Source organism: Pseudonocardia ailaonensis (genome assembly GCF_039531635.1).
Classification (GTDB): domain Bacteria; phylum Actinomycetota; class Actinomycetes; order Mycobacteriales; family Pseudonocardiaceae; genus Pseudonocardia; species Pseudonocardia ailaonensis.
On record NZ_BAAAQK010000025.1, the window covers coordinates 223,945 to 244,787 of the forward strand.

Sequence of the window (20,843 nt, forward strand, 5' to 3'; positions counted from 1 at the left end):
GGTCCTTTCGAAGTTGGTGAGTGAATGGAGCGCTGCTGCCGCGTCCGGGCAACCGCGAGGAAAGACGTCCCGAGGACGGCCGAGCGCTCAGACCGCCACTGTTCCGCCGTCCACGACGAGCTCGGCCCCCGTCATGAACGCCGCCTCCGCCGTGCAGAGGAAGGCGATACTCGCGGCGATCTCGCGCGGCTCTCCCGCTCGCCCCAGCGGGATGTGCCTGTCCATTTTCGCCGGGATGTTCAGGTCGTCCGTCAGCACGGCGAAATCTGGATCGTCCGGAAAGAGCTTCTGCCACAGCGGCGTCACGACGATTCCCGGATGAATCGAGTTGCATCGGATGTTGAAGGGAGCGAACTCGAGCGCGACGCTCTTCGAGAACAGGCGTACCGCACCCTTCGTCGACGAGTACCCGGCCATCCCCCCACCGTTCCCGACCAGACCGGAGGTGGACGACACGTTGACGATCGACCCGCCGCCGGCCGCCTTGAGGAGCGGAATCGCCGCCTTCGTCCCGAGGAAGACCCCGTCGAGGTTCACCGCCTGCTGGCGACGCCACTGCGCCAACGACATCTCCAGGAGTGGAACGTTCAGGCAGATGCCCGCGTTGTTGACCAGGATGTCGAGCCGGCCGAGCCCGGCGCCGATGACGTCGACGGCGCGTCGCCAGTCGTCCTCGGCGGTCACGTCGAGCCGCATCACCTCGGCGGACCCACCGCGCTCCCGAACGCCGTCCGCCACCTGCCGGCACCGGTCCTCGGCGATGTCCGCGACCACGACCGAGGCGCCGAGCTCGGCCAGAGCGGTGCACGTCGCCGCTCCGATACCCGAGCCCGCCCCGGTCACCAACGCCGTCAGTCCTGCAAGGCCGAACATGTCTCCACCCTCCGGGCGCTGTGTCGAGATCGAGCGATCTCCCGTCGTCGTGGTGCTTCAGGAACGCACCGCCGAATCCACGTCGGAGTGCTGGACCGTCTTCAACAGCTTTGCGCCGAGGAGCGTGACGTCGTACTTCAGGCGAAAGCCTGCCAGCATCCGCTTCGGCGCGAGCAGGTGCAGCGGATCGGTGCTCGATGTCGCGAGCATGCTCACCTCGCACTGACCGGACCACGCATCGGGACGCCCGTCGGAGATGGTCCGGAAGGAGATCTCGTTCTCGAGCCTCAGGAACTCTGAAACCGACATGTCAGGGCTGCCGGAATGGCCAGGAATACCGCGGAACGAGATCCGCTCCGCCGCAGGCACGTCGTCGGGGGAGCACGGGGCTTCCGGCACGAACGTCATGGTGATCAGCGGCCGGAGTCGCGGCCGCGACATCGTCATGGCGGCACCACCGGAGCCCTGCATCTGAACCTGGAAGTCCGCGATCTTCTTCGGGATCCCCCAGACCTCGCGTCCCATCGCCATGGGCGAGTCGGTGTCGACGTACACCAGCGGCGCGTACATGTACTCGGCACCTTCGAACCTGACACCGACGTACATGAGCACCTCGCGATACCCACCGCCGAGCGAGGACTCTCCGTACTCGACGTACCAGGCGAAGCAGCGGACCGGATCGCTCGCGGGCTCGAGTTCGGGTGGGAGCAGCCGGGCCACCGACTCCGTCTCGGCCTCGTAGTAGGCGACCAGCGAGTCGGCATCCGTGAGATACCAGGGGGGACGGCCGTACAGGGTCTCGCCAGAACCGATCTTCAGTCCGTAGTTCTCGATGTCCATGATGGGTCGCTCCTCTTGAGACAAAGTGGCCCTTCGGCACACTCTCGGACACGTCCGTTCGATGCGGAACCCGCTGTCCCGCCTTGTGGTCGTGCGCATCGCGATCCGGCGGCGGAGGCTACTGCGCCAGTTCTCCGCCGTCGACGACATAGGTGGCGGCAGTCACGAAGCTGGCGGCACCGGACAGCAGGAAGGTGATGACAGCCGCCACTTCGCTCGGCCGCGCGATCCGCCTCTGCATCACCGACTCCGCAGTCAGCGCCGCTCCCTTCGCCACGTCACCTCCGCCCCGCTCCCGGTAGACCGGCCGGGTGAGCGCGGTGTCGGTTCGTCCAGGCGCCACGACGTTCACGCGCACACCGTCTGCTGCCACGTCACCCGCGAGCTGCTTCGAGAACGCGGTGACGGCACCTTTCGCGGCGCCGTAGGCGCAGTTCTCGGCCTGCGCGGCGAACGCGGAGATGGACGACACGTTGACGATGGATCCCTGCGTCCGCCGCAGATGCGGAAGGCTGTGTTTGCAGACGAGGAAGGTGCCGCCCGCGTGCACGTCCATCATCCGCTTCCACCGACCGTACGAGAGATCGTCTATCCGACCGAGATCGGCGTGGCCCGCACAGTTCACGACACTGTCGAGGCGGCCGTACCGGTCCACGGCGGACCGCACCGCGGACCCGACATCGCCTTCGTCCGCCACATCGGCGCCGAGACCCAGTCCGGCGTCCCCGGGGAGCCCGCGTGCGACGTCGATGGCTCGTGATTCCTCCTTGTCGACGACGACGACCCGCCCACCGTGCGCCGCGTAGTCGCGGGCGACGGCGGCGCCGATACCGGACCCGCCACCGGTGACGAGCAGGACCAGACCGTCGAACTCGCGATGCGCAGCCACGGCGGCGACGACCTCCTCCCCGTCCACGCTCATGTGATCGCTCCTCGGCCCCGTCCGGGGTCCGCCGTCCGTCTCGGGGTCACGGCGCCTGCGGTATTCCGAAGAAGGTGCTCTCCCCGAACAGGACCAGGGTCTCCTTGCGGTGCCGGATGCGCCACCGGCCGGCCTCGACGGCGTACGCGGAGTCGTAGAACCCCGTCGCCGACGAGAACTGCGGATGGTCTCCGACCCGGACGATCCTGCACTCGAACGTCACTCGCGCGGTCGCGGTGGCGCCGTCCTCGGCCACGTCGATGTCGTAGCCGTGCATGAGATGGAAGCGGCCGAAACCCTCCTGGTGCCGACGACAGAACGCCTCCAGCTCGTCTCGGCCCACCTTCCGGTGGCCGTCCTTGCCCGGCACGTCGACCCGCTCGAAGATGCCGTCCGGTGTGAAGAGATCAGCCCACCCGACAGCATCCGTCGAATCCCAGGCCAGGGCGTATCGTGCCTCCAGCCGCGTGATGTCGGCTACCGCCTCGAGCCGCGCCACCCGCGTTCCCAGATTCTCGACAACGTTCTCTGTCACGATCGCCTCTGTCCTAGATGGTGAGTCTTCCCGACGTGGTGGACGAGTCGCCGGACCACGTGTGTCGCAGCTCCAGCCGGCGCCTGGCCAGGGCCGACGCCCATCTCCTCGCGAGGAGCCAGTCGATCGTCACCACCGCGAAGAGGATCACGCCCGTGGTCAGCTGCGCCTCGTAGTAGGAGCTGCCGCGGATCGAGAACGCGGCGGTGATGCACCCCATGACACCCACGCCCAGGAAGACGTTGATCGCCGATCCCCGGCCACCCTTCAGCGAGACCCCACCCAGCAGCGCCGCCGAGAAGACGGCGAACAGGAGATCCCCGTAGGAGGTCGGATTCGCGCTCGCGCTCTGGTAGGCGCTCACCGAGCCGGCCAGCCCGGCGCAGAGGCCGGACACGCAGAACACCGTGATCAGCACTCGCCTGCCGTTCACACCCGCCGCGATCGCCTCGCTCCTGGCGCCGCCGAACGCGTACACCTCACGTCCCGGCTTCGTGTACCGCAGGACACCTCCGAGCACGAGGTAGGCCACGACGGCGATGATGCTGGCGACGGTGAAGACGCCACCCACGCGTGTCAGGAAGACATCTCCGTCTGCGGGGTCGTCCAGCCGCAGGGCGCTGTCGGTGAACAGGTAGGCCACCCCGCGGAGGAGAATGAGCGTCCCCAGGGTCAGGACGATGGAGTCGATCCTCAGCCGGTGGATGAGGAAGCCCTGGAACGCTCCGTACGCACCGGCGATGATCGTCGTCAGCAGGATCGAGGTCGGCGCGCCGAACGCGCTGAGCTTGATGGCGAGCAGGCCGCTGACGGCGACCGTGGAGCCCACCGACAGGTCGATCTCACGCGCGATCATGCAGAACGCGACTCCCAGCGTCGCGAGACCGAGAACCGTCAGGTTGTCCAGGATGGCGTACGCACTCGCGACGGGAGACATCGCGGGGAGCAGCAGGCCGACGTAGAGAACGACGAACAGACCGAGCGGCAGCCCGTACTGCCGCAGCCGACGGGCGTTCGCCCTCACCGTCGCCCCCCTCGTTCGAGGACGATGATCGTGACGACGACGATCACCACGACCACACCCTTCGCCACCTGCCTCTCGCCGAAGGAGAAGCCGTTGAGGATCATGAGGTTGTCGATCGTCGCCACGATCACGGCGCCGAGCGCCGAGCGCAGCGGCGACCCTCGGCCACCGTGCAGGATCGTGCCGCCGACGATGACCGCCGCCGCCACATCGATGGTCAACGGTGCGGCGAAGGTCGTGTCGCCCCCGCCCACCGGGGCGATGGCGAGGATCGCCGCGATCCCGGTGCCGATGGAGAAGACGACGAAGACGACGACCGTCACGCGCTGCGCCGAAAGGCCGCTCAGGTGTGCGGCAGCGCGGTTGGCACCGACGAGCAGGATCCGCCGGCCCAGGGCCGTCGCGTGGGCCAGCCACCCCAGAGCAGCGCTGACCAGGACGAAGACGTAGATCGGCAGCGGTATCCCGAGGGGCTGTACGGAGCTGAGAAAGGGCGTCAGGACACGGTCGAACGTGACCTGGGCACCGTTGGAGACGGCTGCCGCGGCGCCGAGCATGACCGCGCCGGCGGCGATCGTCGTGATGATGGGGTCCAGCCCCATCGCGATCGCGACTCCCTGGAAGGCGCCGATCAGGGCCATCCCGATCACGACCACCACGACCGCGATCGGCCACGGCACCCCCGCACCGACCAGCCCGGCGAAGCCGAGCGCGGCCACCATGGCGCTCTGCGAGCACGCCAGCGAAATGAAGTTGCCGGACATCGTGACGAGCGTCATCGACACGGCCACGATGCCCGTCGTCGCCGCACTCAGCATGACGGCTCGATAGTTCGCGGCCGTGCTGAACCCCGGCGTCAGGATCGCACCGATGACGGTGAGGGCCACGAAGGTGAGGGGCAACGCGAGAGCCCTGATCGACGGCCGCCGCACCGTCGCGCGCCGCACGTCGGCGGAGCCGGCGTCGCCACGTTCCATCGCAACGGTCGACCGGCTCATGACGACGCCTCCTCGGAAGCGTCGTGCATCACCCGGGTGAGCAACGCAGACTCGGTCCAGTCCCGGGCTCTGCGCGTCTCCACGAGGCGGCCCTTGTAGAAGACGCCGATCGTGTCGCACAGCCCCAGCACCTCGGCCGTGTCCGATGAGGCGACGATGACGGAGAGACCCTCGCGGCACAGTCTGCGCAGCTGCGCGTAGATCTCGGCCCGCGCGCCGACGTCGACGCCTCGGGTCGGTTCCTCCACCAGGAGCACTCGCGGATCTGTTCCGAGCCACTTCCCGAGGGCGACCTTCTGCTGGTTGCCTCCGCTCAACGTGTCCGCGTCTGCGGTGAGCCTGGACTCGTCGATCGAGAAGACCGCGGCGACATCCGCGGCGAGCGTGTACTCACGAGCTCGACTGATGCGGCCGCGGGACGTGATGCGTGAGATCCAGGGTGCCGACAGGTTCTTGTACACCGACACCCCGGGGAACAGGCCGTCGTGCTTGCGGTCGCCGGAACAGTAGGAGATCCCGTCACGCAGCCCGTCGCGTCTGCCCGCGATGGTCACCGCTCTGCCGTCGAGCTCGACCTCGGCACTGGTGGCCGGAGACATTCCCGCCAGCCCTGCGACGAAGGCACTCGCTCCGCTGCCGAGCTGTCCGGTCAGACCGAGGATCTCACCACGTCGCAGCGCCACCGAGACCGGTTCGGCCAGGCCGGGAGCCACCATCTCGACGACCCGCAGCCTCGTGTCGCCGAGCTCGCCCGGTTCGGGGAAGTAGGTCTCGAGCGCTTCGCCGAGCATCGCCGTGACGATGTCCGGGACGGACGCCGTGGCCACCTCGATCGAGGCGACGACCTCGCCGTTGCGGAACACCACGGCGCGGTCGCAGATCGTGAAGACCTCATCGAGCCGGTGCGTGACGTACACGATGCTGCGACCGCTCGCCTTGATCTCACGGACGAGGCCGAGAACGCGTTCGATCTCGGTGTCCGAGAGCGAGGCGGTCGGCTCGTCGAGCACCAGGACCTTCGCCTCCTCGGACAACGCACGGGCGATGTCGACGAGCTGCTGCTCGGCGATGGTCAGGTCCTCCATCGGGGTGTCGGGATGGACGTGGCCGAGCCCCACGCCGGCCAGGAGCGGCTTCGCGTGCTCGCGCAGTGTGCGTGTCGTCCAGAACACCGGAGCGGCGCGCAGCCCGAGAAGCAGGTTCTCGGCGACGGTCATCGTCGCGACGGTTGCCACCTCCTGCTGCACGACAGCGATGCCTGCCCGCTGGGCCCGGGCGCCGCTGTGGAGCGCGGTCTCGTCGCCGTCCAGCGAGACGACGCCGGCATCCGGCCGCACCAGACCCGAGAGGATCTTGACCAGGGTGCTCTTCCCGGCGCCGTTCTGGCCGAGGAGAGCGACCGACTCCCCGGCACCGACGGCGAAGTCCACCGACTTCAGCGCGCCGACCTTGCCGTACGACTTCGACACGCCTCGCACATCCAGCACGGGACGGGCCGCCTGATCGCGCCCGCCCGGCACTGCCACTCGAACGCCGTCGGCGCTGGTGTTGATCATCTGCCATCCCACAGGGTCGCCGTGTCCGAGATCGGTCGTGCGGTCGGAGATCCGCCGCAGAGCGCGAGGAGAGCGATCGTCGAGGGCGACGCCACCGCGCGACCGGTGCGCCGGACTTCAGGTCCGGGCTGTGTGTGCTGCCTGCGCATTCTGCGACCCACCTCATCGTGGCTCTCAAAATCGGGACGATGTCCCGCATGATGGTAGTCGGTTGCCTCTGCATTGGCCAGAGCCCGGGACCGCCGTCGCGACGACGCCAGAACACGACCCGATGGCACGTCGCTCAGCCGGGCCGCAGGGCACCCCAGGCATGCCACGATCGAACCGCGACCTCTGCCGTCCAACTGGTTCTGTCACGGTGGGGATAGGGACGGCCGAGATACCGCTGGGACATCTCGTCGATGTCGGCCAGGTCGAGGTCCGGGCGGATCTCGCGAACCTCACCGAAGAGCGCGACGTAGGAGTACCAGTCGTCCTCGGTGAGGACCGTCAGCGATACGCGGGGATCCGCGCGGAGGTGACGGAGCCTGCGCCGGCTCGCGTCCATGTTGAGCAGGACGGTGCCTTCGCGGGTCCAGCCGTACCACGTCACCGCTGTGTAGGGAGCCCCGTCGGCGCCCACCGTGGCCACGACCGCGTGACGCGGCCCCTTGAGGAACTCATCCACGTTCGCGGGAACGGGCACTCTGGGCACGCAGGTCCTCCGGAGCGAGTGCGGATCGAGGGTCGGACGGCTCAACTCTGCTCGACCTCGGGCATGATCTCCTCGACGAGGCGCTTCAGATCGTCCATCGTCTTGGCGGTCGGCACGTCGCGGAAGGGTGGCCACAGGAGGGGCATGGTCATGCCGGCTTCCTTGTACCGCTTCAGCATGTCGCCGATCTGACGGGCGTCGCCCGCCAACAGGTTCGTCGCCTTCCCGGCGGGCGTCTGGTCGATCTTCTCGTCGGTGATGACGAACCAGATCATGCTGCACATGTCGAAGTCCTCGGGCAGGGTTCTGCCGAGCTCGTGCATCTCGAGCTCCATCTCGGCCTTCCAGCGCCTCACGTCCTCGGGCGAGTCCTGGATGCCGATCCATCCCTGCAACCCGTACTTGGCGATGCGCTTCGCGGACCGCTTCGGGTCCTTGAGGCCCGAGAAGTAGATGGGCGGGCCGGGCTGTTGGACGGGCTTGTGCCCGAACCCGCTCAGCGGGAAGTCCGCGAACTCACCGTGGTACTCGAACAGCTCGTTGGACCAGACCCCCTGGAGGATCTCCAGCGTCTCCCGGACGTGCGCGTGGCGACGCGCGAACAGCGGTGACGCGCTGGCCGCGGCGAACTCCTCCGGCATCCATCCGGAACCGACCCCGACGTTGAGCCGACCGCCACAGAGGTGGTCCTGGGTGGCGAGCTCGGCGGCGAGCACGCCCGGCGCCCGATACGGGGTGTCGATGATGCTCATGCCGATCCGTACCGTTCGCGTCTTCGCGGCGAGCCAGGGGATCAGGGTCATGCCCTGGAACCACTTGCCCCGCGACACCACGGGCATGGCGTTGGGGAAGTCGGTCATCATGCCGAACGGGTACTGCAGTTCCGCACGGTCGTTGGCTTCCGGGACGATGATCCGGTCGAGCGTCCACACCGAGTCGAAGGCCAGGCCCTCGGCGAGGGCGGTGAGTTCCTCGAGCTCGTCGAGCGTCACGTGGTCGCGGAAGTTGGGCAGGTAGAGAGCGAGCTTCATCGATCGAACTCCTCGAGGTGTCGACGGCGGGCCACGATGTCCCTGTCGCACTGCGACATCGGATCCGGCTGTCCGGTGGTGGGTCACCTGACGGACTGCGCAGCCCCGGCCGAGGTGACGATCGTGTTCTCGCGAACCGCCGGAGGGTCGGGGCCCCGGCCACGATCGTCCCCCTGGAGCCCACTGTCCTCGACCCGCATCAACTCGGCCTCGGTCTTCTCTCAACCCTTCATCAACCAGGTCCGTGATAGCTCCTCCGGGGCACCGCCGGCGTCTACGTTCGCCGGCATGGACACCAGCGACGCGTTCTGGAGGCCGACCGCGGCTCGGATCGAAGAGTCCGCACTGCGGGAGTTCCTGGACTGGCTGGAACGCCGCGAACACCGCGCCTTCCCCGATCACGATGCGCTCTGGACCTGGTCGGTCGAGGACGTGAACCGGTTCTGGTCCAGCATCGTCGAGTACTACGAGGTCGATTTCTCGACGCCGTGGACGCAGGTGCGGACCCCCGAACCGATGCCCCACACCCGCTGGTTCCCCGGAGCGCGCCTCAACTGGGCACAGCACGTCCTGCGCAGCGGTGCCGGCGACTCCACCGCGCTCGTCTGCGTCCGCGAGGGCGATCTGCTCGCTCGCGAGACGACCTGGGCAGATCTGCGCAGGTCGGTCGCGGCCGCGGCGGGCTGGCTCCGCCGCGTCGGGGTGCGACCGGGAGATCGTGTGTGCGCCTACCTGCCCAACACCGAGCACGCCGTGATCGGGCTGCTCGCCGCGGCGACCGTCGGCGCCGTCTGGTCGTGTTGCTCGCCCGACTTCGGTGCCGAGGGCGCCGTCGCCCGGCTCGCCCAGCTCGAGCCCACCGTGCTCATCGCGGCGGACGGCTACCGCTGGGGCGGCAGGGAGATCGACCGCAGCGACGTCGTCGGGCGGCTGCTCGAGAGCCTCCCGACGCTGCGCCGGTGCGTCCACGTTCCCCTACTGTCCGACCACCCGGGTCCCACCGGCTCGACGCCATGGGACGAGGTGGTGGCGCACGACGCGCCCCAGGTGTTCGAACAGGTCGAGTTCTCCCACCCGCTGTGGGTGCTCTTCACCTCCGGCACCACCGGCACGCCCAAGGGCCTGGTGCACGGACACGGCGGGATCACCGTCGAAGGCCTGAAGTGGTCCGGCCTCTACTGCGGGCTGCGGGCCGGCGAGCGAATGTTCGCGGCGACATCGACCGGCTGGGCGCTCTGGAACATGCAGCTCGCCGCACTGTTGCAGGGCTCGAGCATCGTGCTGTACGAAGGCGGTCCCCACCACCCGCCCGGCGCGGCGTGGGCAGTGGCGTCGAGGACGGCGGCACACGTCGTCCTGCTCGGTGCCGCCGTGGTCGAGGCGACGGCGGTGACCGGGGTGTCGCCGCGTCGCGAGCACGACCTGGGGCGGCTGCGGCACCTGCTGGTCAGCGGGTCTGCTCTGCCGGCTTCCGGCTACCACTGGATCGCCGAACACATCGGTCCGGATGTCCGGATCGACTCGACGAGCGGCGGGACCGACGTGGCGGGCTCGTTCGTCGGCGGGAACGAGTACGCCACCGTCCAGGTGGGACGAGTCGGCGGCAGGCTGGCCGGGGTCGACTGCGCGGCCTGGCGGACGGACGGTACGAGAGTCGTCGACGCGGTGGGCGAACTGGTCGTCTCCCAGCCGATGCCCTCGATGCCGGTGAGGCTGTGGAACGATCCCGATGGGACTCGCTACCTGGAGTCGTACTTCGACACCTGGCCCCGCGTCTGGAGACACGGGGACTGGGTGACCGTCCACTCGGACGGCAGCATCACCGTGCACGGTCGTTCGGACTCGACGCTCAACCGGAACGGTGTCCGGCTGGGCAGCGGCGACTTCTACGACGCCCTCGACGCACTGCCGGGGATCAGCGAGACCCTCGTGGTCGGTGTCGACGAGCCAGGGGGTGGCTACTGGCTCGGGCTCTTCGTCGTGCCCGCACCGGGACACGTCGTCGACGACGCCCTGCGCCGGAGGATCCGCAGCGTCCTGCGCACCCGGCTGACGCCGCACCACGTGCCGGACGACATCGTGGCCGCCCCCGCGGTGCCGCACACGCTGTCCGGCAAGCGGCTCGAGGTGCCGATCAAGAAGCTGCTGGGGGGCATGCCGCTGGAGGAGTCGGTCGACCTCGCGGCCGTCGACGACCCCGACGCGATGCTCTGGTTCCAGAGGTTCGCCTCGGACCGTTCGATCCGCTCCCACTGACATGCCGGCCAGCCGTCAGCGAGCGGCCTCGGCACGGTCGAACGCAACGCCGTCCACACGGGAGGGGCCCGGGTCACCCGGGTGGCGGCCGCACGGCCCCCCTCGGCGGACTCTCGCTCGAGGGTCCGCGGAGCGGTACCGTCGGCGCTGCCGAGGCCTGCGGCGCTCCTTCCAGAGCAGCGACGACGCGTCGGCGGTAGGAGCACGCATGGCAGGAAGCACAGCGGTCGACGCCCTCCCGTCCCTCCTGGTGGTAGACGACGACAGCCGGGTGCGCACCGTGGTCTCGTGGCAGCTCGCGTCGGAGGGGTACGCGGTGCGCGAGGCGGCCGACGGGCACTCCGCATGGCAGCACATCGTCGACGAGCGGCCCGATCTCGTCGTCCTCGACCTGTCGCTGCCCGGTCTGGCGGGGCTCGACCTGTTGCGCAGGCTCCGGGAGCGCGGCGACCGGACGCCCGTCGTCGTGCTGTCGGGCCGCAGCGGTGAGGGCGATCGGATCCTGGGCCTGGACCTCGGCGCGGACGACTACCTCGTGAAGCCGTTCTCCCTCGGCGAGCTCGCGGCCAGAGTCCGGTCCGTGCTGCGGCGGTCGAACGACCACCTACTCGTCCACCCGCGCGGCGCGACGCCGGACGAGCGTTCCGGCCTGCGCATCGACCCGACGACCCGCGACGTCGTCCTCGACGGACGGCCCGTGCCGCTCACCGCGCGCGAGTTCGACCTGCTCGCCTTCCTCGCGGGGCATCCCCGCCAGGTCTTCACCCGCGCACAGCTCCTCGAACAGGTCTGGTCCAGCTCACCGACGTGGCAGAGCGAAGCCACGGTCACCGAGCATGTCCACCGCGTCCGGCAGAAGCTCGGACGCGCGCTCATCGTGACCGTCCGCAGTGTCGGCTACCGGCTGGAACCGTGACGTCACTGGACCGCGGCCTCGGCCGGGACGACGCGATGCAGCTGCTCGGCCGGCAGACCGAGATCCTCGAACAGATGGCCACGGGCCGCGGGCTGGCGGACGTGCTCAACGGAATCGCGGACACCTTCGAACATCTCGTTCCGGGGTGCCGCTGCTCGGTGCTGCTCCTCGACGCCGTGACCGGCACCCTGCACCACGGCGCTGCGCCCTCGTTGCCCATCGAGTACTCGGCGAGCATCGACGGCATGTCCATCGGCGGTGCGGCGGGCTCGTGCGGAACAGCGGCGTACCTGGGTACACCGGTCGTGGCCGCGGACATCCGGGTGGACGAGAGGTGGGTGGGCTTCCGACCCCTCGCCGAACGCTTCGGCCTCCGATCCTGCTGGTCGACACCGATCCGCGGGCGCGACGGCGTCACCGGCACGTTCGCGGTGTACTACAGCAGCCCGCACGAGCCGACGGCGCGCGAGGAGCACCTCGTCGCGCGACTCACCCATCTCGCCTCGGTGGCCATCGACCACGACGGCCTCTTCGGCGCGCTGACCGAGAGCGAGGAGCGGTTCCGACGCGCCTTCGAGGACAACGGGGTCGGCATGGCACTGGCGACGTTGGACGGCGGCATCACCCGGGTCAACGCCGCCCTGCCCGCCCTGCTCGGGCGTTCCGGGTCCGAGCTCATCGGCCGCAGGCTCGATGAGCTGTTCATCCGCCGGATCGACGGTGTCCAGTCGACCGGCCACGATCAGTACGAGGCCACGACGCGCACGGCCGACGGTGACCTTCTCGACCTCGAAGTGACGGTGTCGGCGATCCGGGGCGCCGCCGGCGCGCCCACGGCGTTGTCGGTGAACGTCGCGGACATCACGGGCAGGCGAGCCGCGGAACGGGAGCGGCGCATGCGAGTCGAGGCCGAGATCGCCCAGCACGCCGCCGAGACCGCGAACCGCGCGAAGACGGACTTCGTATCGGCCCTGAGCCACGAGCTGCGGACTCCGCTGCAGGCGATCACCGGTTTCACCGAGCTGCTGGGCACCCTGGACCTGCACACCACCCGCCGCCGAACCGCGCTCGACCACATCGCCGCGGCAGCGGGGCACATCCTCGCGATGGTCGACGACGTGCTGGACATCGCCCGCATCGAGGCGAACGCCCTGCCCGTGACACTCACCGAGATCCGCCTCGCCTCGGTGGTCGAGGACGTGCTCGCGATGGTGCATCCCATCGCCACCACCGAGCGAGTGACACTGACCGTCGCCACCGCCGGATCGACCCACGTCCGAGCCGACGAAAGGCGCCTGCGGCAGGTGCTGCTCAACCTGGTGGCCAACGCGATCCGCTACAACCGGCCCGGCGGGACGGTCGTCGTCAGCTGGGTCACGCACGACGCGCTGGCGCACATCACCGTCCGCGACAGCGGCATGGGGATCCGGCCCGAGCACCTGCACCGCCTCTTCGTCCCGTTCGATCGGCTCGGCGCCGACTCCGCGGAAGGCGTGGGGCTAGGGCTCCCGCTCGCGCGCGGTCTCACCGCGGCGATGGGCGGTGTGTTGCACGTGCACAGCCAGGTCGACGTGGGCACGGTCGTCACCGTCGTGATGCCCACGACGGCATACGAAGATGGTCGGCCGCGGAACGACGACAGCGCTTAGGCCGCTGGGCGGACCATGACCATGGCCGACAACACCCCGTCGCAGGTGCGCTCGACGGTCCGCGGGACGACCAGGACGATATCGACCCGAGCAACACCGTGGTACCTCGTGCTGACCGCCGTCCTCACCGCCGCGCAGCCGGCACGGAGCCCGCGACCGCAGGTGCACCTCCTGACCCGGCTGAGGAGGGACCGTCCACCCAGCCGCAGGAGAAGCGATGAGCGAGCCCTCTGGTGAGAGCCGTCGGCATCCGGAAGTCCTGCCACGGGCACGACGTCCTCAAGGGCGTCGGCCTCGCGGTGGACCACGGACAGGCCCCTTCCAACACTCGGGTGCACTCGAGGCTCCCAAGGGTGCTCAGACGCCCTCCTCGACCAGGATCTCGCCGTCCGCGATCGCCTCGCCGAGGGCGGCGTGGTCGCGGGCGTTCACGTCGGCGTAGCGGGCGGCGAAGGCGCGGACGGCCTCGTCGAACGTCGTCCCGCGGCCGAGATAGCTCGCGAGGGCCACCGGGTCCCCGGTGCGGGCGTGCGCGCGGGCCAGGGTCCATCCGCACGCCTCGCCGTAGGCCCGCATGCCCTTGGGCGTCATCGCGGCGACGTCGGCCGAGCCCTTCCAGTCGCGCAGCTGGCGGATGTAGAAGTCCCGGGGCTCGTCGTCGACAGCGGCGACCCGCACCCAGCCGAGGAAGATGTCCCCGGCCGCCTGCATCATCCGCTGGCCGACCACCACCCGTTGTCCGGCGTTGGCGAACGCGCCGGCGCCGAGGTACCTCTCGAGGACGGACGGGCCCGCCTCCTTGGCCTGCAGGAACAGCGGATCGGTCGACTCGGCACCGAGCATCAGCACCATCCAGGACCGCGTCCCGACGCTGCCGACCCCGACGACCTTGCGGGCGACGTCGACCAGCCGGTAGCGGTCCAGGAGCACGCGGCGCTCCGGTTCGAGGCTCTCCCGGTAGGCGGCGAGGACGGTACGGAGGGCGCCGAGTATCGCGGTGGGGTCCGAACCGGGACCGACGAGATCGGTGACCGGCACGATCAGCGGCGGCTCCGCCGTGATCCGCGGCTGACCGTCGCGCTGCCCGGAGAACCGGGACAGGGCACCCAGGTTGTCCCTGCTGCGCGCCTTCTCCAGGCCCTTGCCGAACCGGGCGGCCCCCTTCCCGCGGATCCGCCGGCCGAACCGGGCGCGCGCGTCGTCGACGTCGGCTCGGGTGTACCAGACCCCCAGAGCCGTCGATCCCGCGAACTCCCGCATCGCCTTCCGGTAGCGCGCGACCGCGGCCCGCACGACGGCGGTCCGCGCCTCGCGCGAGAACCCGTTGCCCCGGGCCGCGACCTCCAGGCTGGCGGCGAGCCGTTTGACGTCCCACTCCCACGGACCGGGCAGCGTCTCGTCGAAGTCGTCGACGTCGAACACGAGCCTGCGCTCGGGCGAGGCGAAGACCCCGAAGTTGCCCAGGTGCGCGTCGCCGCAGATCTGCGCCGTCATCCCCGTCCGCGGGGTCCTCGACAGGTCGCTCGCCATCGGGAGCGCGGCGCCGCGGAAGTAGGCGAACGGCGAGGCCGCCATCCGTCCGTACCGGATCGGGAGCAGCTCCGGCACCCGTGACGCGTCCTGGCTGCGCAGCAGGGTGAGGGGGTCCTCGCGGTCGGTGCCCGGGCCGAGCTCGGCGTGAGCCGAGCGGGGCACGGTCCCGCGCAACGACCGTCCCCACTCGGCACGCTCCGCGGCACTGCGCAGAGTGTCGCCCGGGGCCTCCTTCCGCGCCCGAGCCGGGCCGGGCCGCCGGCGGCGGGTCGTGCTGGGTGCAGTGCTGGGGGTCATCGGTCACCTCTCGATCGGGTCGGGGCCGGCCGCGGTCACCCCGGAGTCGTTCCGCGCGTGTCGGCGTTCCCTGCGGGATTCCTGTCGTGCCTCCTTGCGTTCGGCCTTCTCCGCGGCAGCCGCCGCGGCCTCCTCGGGCTCGGTCGGGGTGGCGCGCAACAGCGCGTCCGCCCAGTGGGCGCGGGGGTCGACGTCGACGAGCAGCGCCTTGCCCAGCAACGTCAACGGGATCGCCAGAATCGCGCCGAGCGGTCCGAGGACCCAGGCCCAGAACACCAGTGCCACGAACGTCACCGTGACGGACAGCCCGACCGCGTCGCCGATGAAGCGTGGCTGGATGATCGACTGCACGACCAGGTTCAGTACGCAGTAGACGACGACCACGGCGAGCGCGAGGGGCCATCCACCGGTCAGCAGAGCCAGCAGAACGGGCGGGACCAGGCCGATGACGAAGCCGACGTTCGGGATGTAGTTCGTGATGAACGAGAGCAGCCCCCAGGTGAGTGCCAGCGGGATGCCCATGATCGCCAGCGCGGCCCAGTCGAGCACCGCCACGACGAATCCGAACACCGTGGTGACCAGCAGGTATCTCCGGGTCCCCCAGGCGAAGGTGCCCAGTGCGGCCTCGATCTGCGGCCGGTCGCGTCCGATCGATGCCAGGCGTGCGCCCGCGCCCCTGGACTCGACCGCCAGGAACAGCAGCAGCGCCAGCAGGAAGACCAGGTTCGACGCGAGACCCGCCACGCTGCCGAGCAGCGACCCGAGGATGCCCGCGAGGCTGCCGATGTCGAGCGACTCGCGTACCGCGGCGAGCTGCTCCGGGCCGATCCCGAGCCGGGCGAGCTCGGCGGCCCCCGAGGCGACCAGCTCGTCGAGCCGCGCCGCGTACTGCGGCAGCTCGGTGGCGAGCTGGGCGACCGACAGGGTCAGCCCGAGTGCGAGGACGACCAGCAGCCCGTAGACCAGCACCACGACGGCCAGGGTGGTGGCCCACGCGGGCCAGCCCCTGCGCCGCAACCACCTCTGCACCGGGCTCACCGCGATCACGAGGACCAACGCCAGGAACGCCGGGCCGATCAGCCACGCCATCGCCTGCATCCCGACGATGACCACCACGCCCGCGGCGGCACCCAGGAGCAGGACCAGCGCACGGGGAAGGCCGGGCGAGGCGGATCCACCGGGTCCGGGGCCGGGGACCCCACCCGCCGGCGCATGCCCGGCGGGCGGGTGCCCCGGCCCTCGCTCAGCCACGGCGCCCCTCCGTGAGCGCGTCGTGGTGGGCGGCGAGCGGATCCGTGGTGCGGAGAACCCGGAAGCAGCACAGGTCGTCGCCCGTCGAGAGGAGCGACACCCGGTCCGACACCAGCCCGGTGGCGGCCGGGTCGAGCGCCTGCATCCAGTTGGCGTCCCAGGCGCAGAGCACGGTGGTCAGCCGCGGCAGCCCGTGGCGGGTGAAGTACGCGAAGAAGAAGCAGCGCCCGACCCGCATGTCGAAGGTGTCGTCATCGACCCGGTCGAACTCGATCGCGAAGAACTCGCCGTACATCGCGAAGCCCGCGCGGCAGGCCGAGTCCAGCGCATCGAGGGGGTCGTCCCAGTGGCGCAACGCCTTCGCGGCCAGCTCGACGGACCGTTCGAGCACCGAACCGAACGTCTGCCGGAGGAATGCGATCACCCGCTCCGGGTCGCCGTCGAGGACCGGCAGCAGCGTCTCGTGGGCGGCGAGCACGGTCGCGCTGAGGACGTGCATGCCGCGCGACGGCCCGTCGACCACCAGGTCGGTGTCCTGCGCGACCAGCTGCTCGGCCCGCTCGGCGACGGCGTCCGTGAGCTCGTCCTCACGGCCGGGAGCCGCCGTGCGCAGCCGGTCCCGGATGCCGTCCATCAGCTTGAGCGGCATGACCCTGCCCATCAGCCAGCGCCCCTCGATCTCGAAGACCTTCGTCCGGGCGGTCCGCCGATCCATCGTGGACACCCGCTCAGTCCCGGACGCGCAGGGCGATGCCCGCCGCCACGAACGTCGCACCCGTCACCAGGGCCAGCGCACCGATCAGGCCGACGAGGGCCACCGCACCCGCGGCCGGGTGGACGGCGATCGCGACGCCGAACAGCATCGCGACGACACCCGCCAGACCCAGCAGGATGCGCGTCGACGTCCCGAGCCCGTCCCCCGCGAACGCCGCGACGATCTCCGCGACGCCCTTGACCATCGCCCAGGCCGCGATCAGGAACAGCAGGGCGAGGGAGGTGATGCCGGGCCAGGCGATCGCCACGACACCCGCGGCGATCCCCGCCAGACCCTGGACGGTGCCGGCGAACCGCTGGTCGCGAGGCCCGGACGTCCAGGTCGTCCAGAGCGTGGACACACCGTCGACGAGCGCGTAGACCGCGAAGGTCCACAGCGTCACGAGGAGGGTGACCGACGGCCAGGCGAGCAGGACGACCCCGAAGACCAGCGCCAGGACGCCCTTGGTGATCACCGCCCGGGACAGGTGGGTGCCGAGCTCCGCCGCGCGGTCGCGGAAGGGGATGAGGGGGTCGACGACCGGGCCGGGACCCTCGTTCGCGGTGGTGTTCATGGTGATGCTCCCTCGGTGGTGGGGCCCCGCTCGTCGGGGCCGCGGGGAACACGGTCCGGGACCGCTCTGCCGTCGCGCTGCCACCTCCCTGCCACCGGCCTGCCCCTCCCTGCCGCGCCCTGCCACCCGTCCGTCGTCAGATCTGGGTGGCGGGGTCGCCACCGAGGACCACGAAGAGGTGCGGCGCGTGGCCCCGGGCCGGATCCGCGGCCCAGGACCGGACCCGCCGCCGCTGCTCCTCGGCACCCGGGCCGTCGCCGGAGGCCCGCAGCGCCGCCGCGAGCCGGGCCCGGCCGAGGGCCGCGAGCCAGCTCGAGCCGCCCACCTCCGCGGCCTCGACAGCGCCCCGGGCGTCGGCGACGGCAGCGCGGAGATCGCCGTCCAGCAACGCGATCCGGCTGGCCTGGGCCCGGGCGAGCGACAGGTGGTGGGGCGTGTCGACATCGTGGGCGGCGGCCACCGCCGCGGCGGCACTGGTGCGTGCCGCCGGCACGTCGCCGCGACACTCCGCGACCGTGGCCCGCATGAGCTGTGCCCACGAGACGAACGGGTCGTAGCCGATGGCCTCGGCCCGCGCCAACGCCGCCCGGCTCGACGCGTCGACGAGGTCGAGATCGCCGACGGCCAGACCCCGCACAGCGGTCACGAGCTCGTTGCCGGCGACCCGCCAGTCCTGCCCGTCCGCGGCGAGCAGGATGCGGGCCTCCCCGAGCATCGCCGCCGCCTCCTCGTGGCGGCCGGCCACCTCGAGCGTGAGGCCGAGCGACTGGCGGGCCCACGCGGTCGCGAAGTCCTTGCCGTCGCCCGCGGCCAGCGCGCCGGCCAGGGCCTCCTCACCGGCGGCGATCGCGACGTCGACGTCGTGCAGTTGGCCGGCGAGGTAGCAGAACGTGGTCAGCGCGCGGAAACGGATCGCCGGCTCGACCGCCCCCGGCCCCGCCAGCGCGGTGCCGAGCCAGGCACGAGCCTCGGCGTGCCGGTCGGTGCTCGCCCAGAACCACCAGAGAGCTCCCGCCACGCCCAGCGCATCCGCCCACGCTCCGGCCGCGATCGCGGTGGTCACCGCGGCCCGGACGTTGCCGTACTCGCGTTCCAGGCGGCGGTGCCAGATCCGGTGGTCGCGCGACAGCAGACCGGCCTCGGCCTCGTCCACGAACGCCCGGACCCAGCACCGGTGCGCGGCGCGGGCCGCCTCGAGCCCGCCCGACTCCGCCAGCCGCTCCCGGCCGTAGTCGCGCAGCGTCTCCAGGAGCTCGTAGCGCGGGCCGGCCCCGTCGTCGGCGCGGGCGATCACCAGCGACTTGTCGACGAGGCCCGCCACCAGGTCGCGGACGCGGTGGGGTGGGGCAAGGTGGTCGGCGACCGCCAGCACCGCCTCCAGCGAGGCACCACCCTCGAACACCGACATCGCCTCGAACAGCGCGCGTTCGTCGGTGCCGAGCAGCGCGTAGCTCCAGTCGACCGCGGCCCGCAGCGTGCGCTGGCGTTCCGGGACGGTCCGACTGGTCGAGATCAGGAGCCCGAACCGGTCTCCCAGCTCACCGGCGATGTAGCCGACCGGCAGGGCCTTGGTCCGCGCTGCGGCGAGCTCGATCGCGAGCGGGAGACCGTCGAGACGCCTGCAGATCTCCGCCACCACCGGCAGCGCGTCCTCGATCGCCTCGAGGCCACCCGCGCGGTGGGCGCGGTCGGTGAACAGCGCGACGGCGTCCGCACCCGCCAGCACCAGCGGATCGTCGGTCCCGGCAGGGGGCAGGCCCAGCGGCGGCACCGGCCACTGCGCCTCACCCGGGATGCCGAGCGGCTCGCGGCTGGTGGCCAGGACGTGGACCCCGGCCGCGGCGGCCAGGAGCACGTCCACCCATGCGGCGAGGCCGGGGAGCAGGTGCTCACAGTTGTCGAGGAGCAGCAGCGCGCGCCGGTCGCGCAGGTACTCCACGAGGCCGGCGCCCGCGGTCGCGGGGCCGACGTCCGCGGCGGCGGAGACCCGACCCGCCCGCCCCGCGGACAGCACCGCCGACACCGCGTCGGCCACAGCGGCGGGGTCGGCGACCGAGGCGAGCTCGACCACCCAGGTGCCGTCCGGGAAGTCGGTCGACGCCGTGCGGGCCGCCTCCAGCGCCAGCCGGGTCTTGCCGCAGCCGCCCGGACCGGTGAGCGTCAGCAGCCGGCACCCACCGAGCTGGGTGCGGACCGCCTCGGGCTGGCCATCGCGACCCACGTAGCTGGTCAGCGGTACCGGCACGTTGCCGGCCGGCGGCCCGGCGGTCGCCGGTCGGGTGGCGATCGGCCCCGCCGGGCCCGGGGGTTCGAGCGCCGGATCCTGGCGCAGGATCGCCGCCTCCAGCTCCCGCAGCTCCGGGCCCGGGTCGAGGCCGTGTCCCTCCGCGAGCGCCGCACGGGCCCGACGCGCCGCCGCGAGCGCTGCCGCCTGCCGTCCCGCCCGGTAGTCCGCCTCGATCAGATGCGTCCACAACCGCTCCCGCTCCGGGTGCGCCGCCGCCAGCGACGCCGCCTCCACCGCGACCTCGTCGTACCGGCCGAGTCGCAGATCCGCAGCCAGGCGATCCTCGAGCAGACCGACATGCAGCCGGTCGAAACGGGCCGCCTCGGCGCGGGCCCGGTCGGCGTCGATCCCCGCCAAGGGCGCGCCCCGCCACAACGCCTCCGCCGCCCGGAGCACGGCGGCGGCTTCGGCGGCGTTCCCGGCCCTCAGATGCGCCCGCCCCTCGCCGAGCAGGCGTTCGAACCGCAGGGCGTCGACGTCGTCCGGAACGACGACCAGTTCGTAGGCCGGCCCGCGATGGAGGATGCGGGCGGGGCCCAGGGTCCGGCGCAGGCGCGACACCTGGTGATGGAGGGCGTTGGCGACGTCCGCCGGTCCGCCGTCGCCCCACAGGTCGTCGATCAGGCGCTCCGCCGTGACGCCACGACCGGCGTCGAGCGCCAGCAGCGCGACCAGCGCCTGCTGCTTCGCACCGGCGACGGTGACCGACCTGCCGCCCGTCTCGACGACGAGCGGCCCGAGCACGTTGACCCGCATCCCGCCTCCCCGGCCGGATCCCTTCGTGCGAGCGCGCCAGGCGCGCCGATCGAGCACGGACAGGGATGACGGTAGCGGACGAAACGCCACGCGAGCG

Annotated in this window: 17 protein-coding genes; 3 read left to right on the forward strand and 14 right to left on the reverse strand. The window is 71.2% G+C overall.

Going from position 1 to position 20,843, the window contains the following annotated elements; genetic code table 11:
- Positions 1-87 precede the first annotated feature (87 nt).
- The 9 genes from ABD324_RS30285 to ABD324_RS30325 all read right to left on the reverse strand — a co-directional run bounded on the left by ABD324_RS30285 (position 88) and on the right by ABD324_RS30325 (position 8,473).
- Entirely contained in the window at positions 88-873 is a 786-nt protein-coding gene (locus ABD324_RS30285; protein ID WP_344424839.1) for an SDR family NAD(P)-dependent oxidoreductase, read from the reverse strand.
- Positions 874-930: 57 nt separating this feature from the next.
- A complete protein-coding gene (locus ABD324_RS30290; RefSeq protein ID WP_344424842.1) occupies positions 931-1,713 on the reverse strand; it encodes an acetoacetate decarboxylase family protein in 783 nt (260 codons plus the stop codon).
- A 118-nt stretch (positions 1,714-1,831) separates the two neighbouring features.
- Positions 1,832-2,629, reverse strand: coding sequence for an SDR family NAD(P)-dependent oxidoreductase (locus tag ABD324_RS30295; protein ID WP_344424845.1), 798 nt, complete (start codon positions 2,627-2,629; stop codon positions 1,832-1,834).
- Positions 2,630-2,681: 52 nt separating this feature from the next.
- Positions 2,682-3,170: a nuclear transport factor 2 family protein gene (locus tag ABD324_RS30300; protein ID WP_344424848.1), complete on the reverse strand. Its 489-nt coding sequence runs from the start codon at positions 3,168-3,170 to the stop codon at positions 2,682-2,684.
- A 13-nt stretch (positions 3,171-3,183) separates the two neighbouring features.
- Entirely contained in the window at positions 3,184-4,194 is a 1,011-nt protein-coding gene (locus ABD324_RS30305; protein WP_344424851.1) for an ABC transporter permease, read from the reverse strand.
- Entirely contained in the window at positions 4,191-5,192 is a 1,002-nt protein-coding gene (locus ABD324_RS30310) for an ABC transporter permease (RefSeq protein WP_344424854.1), read from the reverse strand. Before ABD324_RS30310 ends, ABD324_RS30305 begins: the two co-directional genes overlap by 4 nt.
- Positions 5,189-6,661 carry a sugar ABC transporter ATP-binding protein gene (locus ABD324_RS30315; RefSeq protein WP_344424857.1) on the reverse strand — a complete coding sequence of 491 codons (1,473 nt, stop codon included), beginning with the start codon at positions 6,659-6,661 and terminating at the stop codon, positions 5,189-5,191. The genes ABD324_RS30310 and ABD324_RS30315 overlap by 4 nt, the downstream gene beginning before the upstream one ends.
- Before the next feature lie 370 nt (positions 6,662-7,031).
- A complete protein-coding gene (locus tag ABD324_RS30320) occupies positions 7,032-7,442 on the reverse strand; it encodes a TIGR03618 family F420-dependent PPOX class oxidoreductase (RefSeq protein WP_344424861.1) in 411 nt (136 codons plus the stop codon).
- A gap of 41 nt (positions 7,443-7,483) precedes the next feature.
- Positions 7,484-8,473, reverse strand: coding sequence for an LLM class flavin-dependent oxidoreductase (locus ABD324_RS30325; protein ID WP_344424864.1), 990 nt, complete (start codon positions 8,471-8,473; stop codon positions 7,484-7,486).
- 288 nt (positions 8,474-8,761) lie between these two features.
- Here ABD324_RS30325 and ABD324_RS30330 point away from each other — a divergent pair, with 288 nt between their 5' ends.
- The 3 genes from ABD324_RS30330 to ABD324_RS30340 all read left to right on the forward strand — a co-directional run bounded on the left by ABD324_RS30330 (position 8,762) and on the right by ABD324_RS30340 (position 13,294).
- Complete coding sequence (locus ABD324_RS30330) at positions 8,762-10,729, forward strand: acetoacetate--CoA ligase (protein ID WP_344424866.1); 1,968 nt, start codon at positions 8,762-8,764, stop codon at positions 10,727-10,729.
- Positions 10,730-10,937: 208 nt separating this feature from the next.
- Entirely contained in the window at positions 10,938-11,645 is a 708-nt protein-coding gene (locus tag ABD324_RS30335) for a response regulator transcription factor (protein ID WP_344424868.1), read from the forward strand.
- Positions 11,642-13,294, forward strand: a complete 1,653-nt coding sequence (locus ABD324_RS30340; protein ID WP_344424870.1) for a GAF domain-containing sensor histidine kinase — start codon at positions 11,642-11,644, stop codon at positions 13,292-13,294. The genes ABD324_RS30335 and ABD324_RS30340 overlap by 4 nt, the downstream gene beginning before the upstream one ends.
- Positions 13,295-13,651: 357 nt before the next feature.
- On the opposite strand, the gene ABD324_RS30345 is transcribed toward ABD324_RS30340, so the two are convergent.
- From ABD324_RS30345 to ABD324_RS30365, 5 genes are all read right to left on the reverse strand, one after another.
- Entirely contained in the window at positions 13,652-15,124 is a 1,473-nt protein-coding gene (locus ABD324_RS30345; protein WP_344424873.1) for a DUF2252 domain-containing protein, read from the reverse strand.
- A gap of 3 nt (positions 15,125-15,127) precedes the next feature.
- On the reverse strand, positions 15,128-16,375 hold the full coding sequence (locus ABD324_RS30350; protein ID WP_344424877.1) for an AI-2E family transporter: 1,248 nt from the start codon (positions 16,373-16,375) through the stop codon (positions 15,128-15,130).
- Positions 16,368-17,090, reverse strand: a complete 723-nt coding sequence (locus ABD324_RS30355; RefSeq protein ID WP_344424880.1) for an L-2-amino-thiazoline-4-carboxylic acid hydrolase — start codon at positions 17,088-17,090, stop codon at positions 16,368-16,370. Before ABD324_RS30355 ends, ABD324_RS30350 begins: the two co-directional genes overlap by 8 nt.
- A gap of 13 nt (positions 17,091-17,103) precedes the next feature.
- Complete coding sequence (locus ABD324_RS30360; RefSeq protein ID WP_344424882.1) at positions 17,104-17,703, reverse strand: HdeD family acid-resistance protein; 600 nt, start codon at positions 17,701-17,703, stop codon at positions 17,104-17,106.
- Positions 17,704-17,839: 136 nt separating this feature from the next.
- The gene (locus ABD324_RS30365) at positions 17,840-20,746 is read right to left on the reverse strand and encodes an AfsR/SARP family transcriptional regulator (protein WP_344424885.1); all 2,907 of its coding nucleotides are present in this window, start codon (positions 20,744-20,746) and stop codon (positions 17,840-17,842) included.
- Positions 20,747-20,843: the final 97 nt, after the last annotated feature.